We start from the raw sequence: 4,213 nt of genomic DNA, 5'->3' as shown, positions 1-4,213 counted from the left end.
TTAATTTATCGAAAAATTGAAAAAATATGCGTAGATAGATATCATTTAAAATACATATATAATTAATTTTAATTTTCCGACACGTTTTTTCACATAGTTCTTAAACTAGTTTTTTGCGTGCATTATGAAAAAAATTGTACCGTGTCAATCTTAAAAAATTATATATCATAACTTTAAGAGAGGAAGGAAAACTATGAAGATGAAACGAAAAATCATTATGACAACAGCACTTGCAGCTACGTTAGCTACAGGTGCACTACCTACTACCTCGGTGTTTGCTGCAGAAAAGGAGGCTCCTATTCAACCAAAAGAGGCACAATTAAGTATTCAACCTTTTGCACAAAACAATTTGGAAACAGCCGTTCAAGCTGCCTTAAATGGTCCAGAAGTCAAAAAAATCAAAGTATTTGAACATGAATTTAATGTAAAAGAAATAGAAGTAGTAAATCTAGGTGCAGGAAAAAAATATGTTAAGGGGCAAATCTCTCACCATTTAAGTTTTCGTCCAGATGATCAATTTTATTATGAGTTTACAGTACAAGATGGAAAGGTACTAGATAAACCTGTATTTAATATTGATAGAGGTGGTTGGACACCATTTGCTGCTCCACTTTTATCAATTCTTGCTGCGTATAATGGAATTCCAGTTAATCCAAATGATTTAAATGCACTTGGTCAGCAGATTGGTAAAGTTATAGATGGAAGCTGGGAACATGCAGCTCAATCAATTGCAACTGTAGTTAGTCTAAGTTTTAATGAGTAGAATTTTTCAATTTTTATTAGCAGTGTAGAGATCCGCTTTTTGTAATCAGCCTTGTTATAAGAGATTCTAAAACAGCTATTAATAAATTTTTACCACTCAATCACATTATCTTGATTTGTTTACCACCTTATCATTCATTATATGTCACAAAATAGAAGTCTTTTTTAGGACTTCTGTTTTGTTTGTATTCAATACGATAAACAGTTGTTTTTTGGAGGCTATACTTCGAGTTTTCAAGAATCCGTTTGACTATTAGGGACAATTTATAATAAAAAATTATTAAAGTCTCAAATAACTTACTCCCCCCTATTGTTAATTATTTTTAAATACAAAAATTTATTATCTTAAGAATGAAAAACAATAAATATAGTAAAAAATCATCTAACAATTGTTTAAAGGTCAGGAGAGAAAAAATGAACAAAATAAAAATGAGAAATTTCTTTAAAATTAGCATCCTTACTTGTATTACACTAGCAAGTTTAAATAGACCATCTACTATTTTAGCTGATAGTCATCCAGGTTACTCCTATGAATCCAATATAGGGTATCAAAATCCATCGTGGATGTCGAAAATAGAAGATTCAACAAAAATAAGTGAAATATCTATTCCAGGGACTCACGGTACGATGGCTTTACATGGAGCGAGTTTTCTTGATGAAAATTTGACAAGAAATCAAACTATGAGTTTATCCCAACAATTAAATTCCGGAATTCGATATGTAGATATGCGTGTTAAACGTGTAAAAGATTCTTTTGCAATGTATCATGGCGTTGTAAATCAAAAAGCTGTGTTTGAAGATGTGTTAAAAGAGACCATTCAATTTTTAAAAGATCATCCAACAGAAACAATATTAATGCGCTTAAAAGAAGAAACTACTCCTGAAAGTGGATCTCTATCATTTGAGGAGATATTTTTAAAATATAAAAACGTTAATGCTTCATATTTTTGGGATCCTAATTCCGTACCAACTTCAGATAGAAATAACCCTACTTTAGGAGATACCCGCGGGAAAATTGTAATCTTACAAAACTTTACATCCGCTCAATTGTACGGGATTGATTACGAAGGTTTGAATATACAAGATAAATTTGAAATTGGAAGCGGACCAGACGAAATATATACAAAATGGATTGCGATAAAAAACCATCTACAAAATACAAATACTAATTTTAATAATGAAAAAATTTATCTCAACCATTTTAGTGGTACGGGAGGCGCAGCCGCATTTTTAAATAATGTATATCCTTGGTTTGTTGCAAGCGGAAAAGAGAGCAGAAATACTGACAGTAGTCCTAAATTGATTCAAACGAATTCCACTAATGCGTGGAGTGATTTCCCTCGCGATAGAAACGGACAAGTATACTATGGGGGGATGAATACACTTGGGACCGAACTCTTACAACAAGGCGCAATTAAACATTCTGGTATCATCGCAGCTGATTTTCCCGGTCCAGGTTTAATTGATAGTATCATTAAATTAAATGGTATACATTCAAATGAAAAAGAAATATTAATTTCACAAATATCATCTGAATCTAGTCCTTTATCAGGGCAACAAAATCGATCCAGCCAAAACTTTAAAATTGATAGTTTACCTGTAGGTACCAAAGAATTAAAATGGGTTATTGAGCCTTCAGAAAAAGATTATCCTTCTACTATTTCTTTCAATGTAATGATTGATGTTTCCCTAGGAATAGATTCTACTCGTTGGAAAAATATTTCACATGAATCTAGGACTGAAGCTTACACAAATACTAAATATTATATTGCAAGTCCAATTGGTGCCACTAGCAAATTCACAGTGAAAATATATGCTATTACAAATTAGAAAATAAAGAATCCAAATGGAATTCCTTTTTGATGGAATACCATTCGGATTCTTTTTTGATTTTAATTCGTTAACATTAGGATGATGATTAAATTTATTAATATACCATTTAAACCATTAGATAATTCATGCTTGGAACGACCCTTACTTTTTAAAGAGCAATCCAAAATTGTTAACTACCTTTTTCAGCTTATCATTTATTCAAAACTGGCTTCCAAAGCGATAAAGCAAAAATCCAATTTGAGTCGCCATTTCCTTGATGATTTTGAACCGCTTCGTACACTTTCCCCTCATGTACTACTCTATCACCTTTAGTATATGCTTTTCTTGCATCCCATTTTTCATATGCGGAATCCTCTAACTTTGTTGTTACATTCAAAACATCACTTCTACTAGATTCATTTCCAGCTAAATCAACCGCCGTCACTACATATTTATACGATGTATTAGCCTTCAAATCTTTATCCATAAAAGATGTATTAGCCGCCGTCCCAATTTTATTCATAACCCCAGCGCTTTCTCTATATACAATATAATGGTCAACACCTACATTATCTTCTGACGGACTCCACATTAAATCAACAGTTGTCGCTGTTGTACCCATACTATGTAATCCTTTTGGTTGAGTTGGAGCCTCTATATCTGGGATTGTATGTGTTGTCTTAACCTTCAGTTTTTCACTTTCTTTTGATATGTTTCCAGCAGAGTCTAATGCCTTTATTGTATAAGTATATTCCGTATCTGCTTTTAATTTTTTATCAATAAAAGTTGTACCTGATACCGTATCAATTACTTCTCCATTACGTAACACTTGATATTCTTTTACACCTATATTATCAGTGGAGGCCTTCCATGTTATTTCAACACTATTGGCAGAAACTTTAGAGGCATTTAATTCAGTTGGTTGACTTGGAGCTACTGTATCAGGAGTTTCATTATTTACTAAATTTACATCAACTACATTATAAAAAGCGTTTGACGTATCTGCTACATCCCATACAGCTAAAATAACATGATAACCATTACGATCAGTTGGTACATTAATTGTATGTGTTAAATTATTTGATGCGGCCGAACCGTCATGTTTCACAGTTCCGATTGGTTCTAATTCAGCACGTGTTAATGGTTTGTTAGGATCCCATCCTTTTTTGGTAATGTAATAATGCCATTTACTTGTAGAATGTGGCGCTGTATATTTCCATGTAAATGTATTTACTCCACCTTTAATTGTGTTTTTGAACCAACGATTTGATGTTTGTTGGTCAAGAATACCTCCAAACAATCCTCCTGCCGAAGCAATTTCCCCATCAATCGGTCCACTATCTGGAAATCCTTTAGGTGCTTCTAGACTTTGAGGTTCATACATTACATTTCCACAATTTAAATTTAATGCCCCATAATTCTGACTACATAAAGCAGCACGACTACTCGGCTTTTCAACAAACCCATGTGCATACGCACTTTGAGGAGTCATTGTGATTGCCGTCATGCCTGCAGCCAAAACACAAGCACCAATCCCCTTTTTACTTGTTCTTAATCTTTCCAATTTAGATGTTAATTTCAATTTCATTTTTGTCCCCCCAATATATTGCTTTCGCTAATATAATAGCAATATAGGGAT

At 32.9% G+C, this 4,213-nt stretch carries 3 protein-coding genes; 2 read left to right on the top strand and 1 reads right to left on the bottom strand.

The window, feature by feature from the left end:
* Positions 1–193: 193 nt before the first annotated feature.
* Both ACQGSG_RS27085 and ACQGSG_RS27080 read left to right on the top strand, forming a co-directional pair.
* On the top strand, positions 194–763 hold the full coding sequence (locus tag ACQGSG_RS27085; RefSeq protein WP_000782792.1) for a hypothetical protein: 570 nt from the start codon (positions 194–196) through the stop codon (positions 761–763).
* A 413-nt stretch (positions 764–1,176) separates the two neighbouring features.
* Positions 1,177–2,592, top strand: coding sequence for a phosphatidylinositol-specific phospholipase C (locus tag ACQGSG_RS27080; RefSeq protein WP_065703522.1), 1,416 nt, complete (start codon positions 1,177–1,179; stop codon positions 2,590–2,592).
* A 193-nt stretch (positions 2,593–2,785) separates the two neighbouring features.
* On the opposite strand, the gene ACQGSG_RS27075 is transcribed toward ACQGSG_RS27080, so the two are convergent.
* Positions 2,786–4,162, bottom strand: a complete 1,377-nt coding sequence (locus ACQGSG_RS27075; protein ID WP_048568298.1) for a lytic polysaccharide monooxygenase — start codon at positions 4,160–4,162, stop codon at positions 2,786–2,788.
* Positions 4,163–4,213: the final 51 nt, after the last annotated feature.

The organism is Bacillus sp. GMa5/1 (genome assembly GCF_050172015.1).
Classification (GTDB): Bacteria; Bacillota; Bacilli; order Bacillales; family Bacillaceae_G; genus Bacillus_A; species Bacillus_A cereus.
This window is presented reverse-complemented; position numbering and strand designations above follow the sequence as displayed.

What these genes read in the sequence shown, in the direction of transcription:
- ACQGSG_RS27075 (WP_048568298.1), bottom strand. Translation starts at nt 4,162, where the DNA reads ATGAAATTGAAATTAACATCTAAATTGGAAAGATTAAGAACAAGTAAA.
- ACQGSG_RS27085 (WP_000782792.1), top strand. Translation starts at nt 194, where the DNA reads ATGAAGATGAAACGAAAAATCATTATGACAACAGCACTTGCAGCTACG.
- ACQGSG_RS27080 (WP_065703522.1), top strand. Translation starts at nt 1,177, where the DNA reads ATGAACAAAATAAAAATGAGAAATTTCTTTAAAATTAGCATCCTTACT.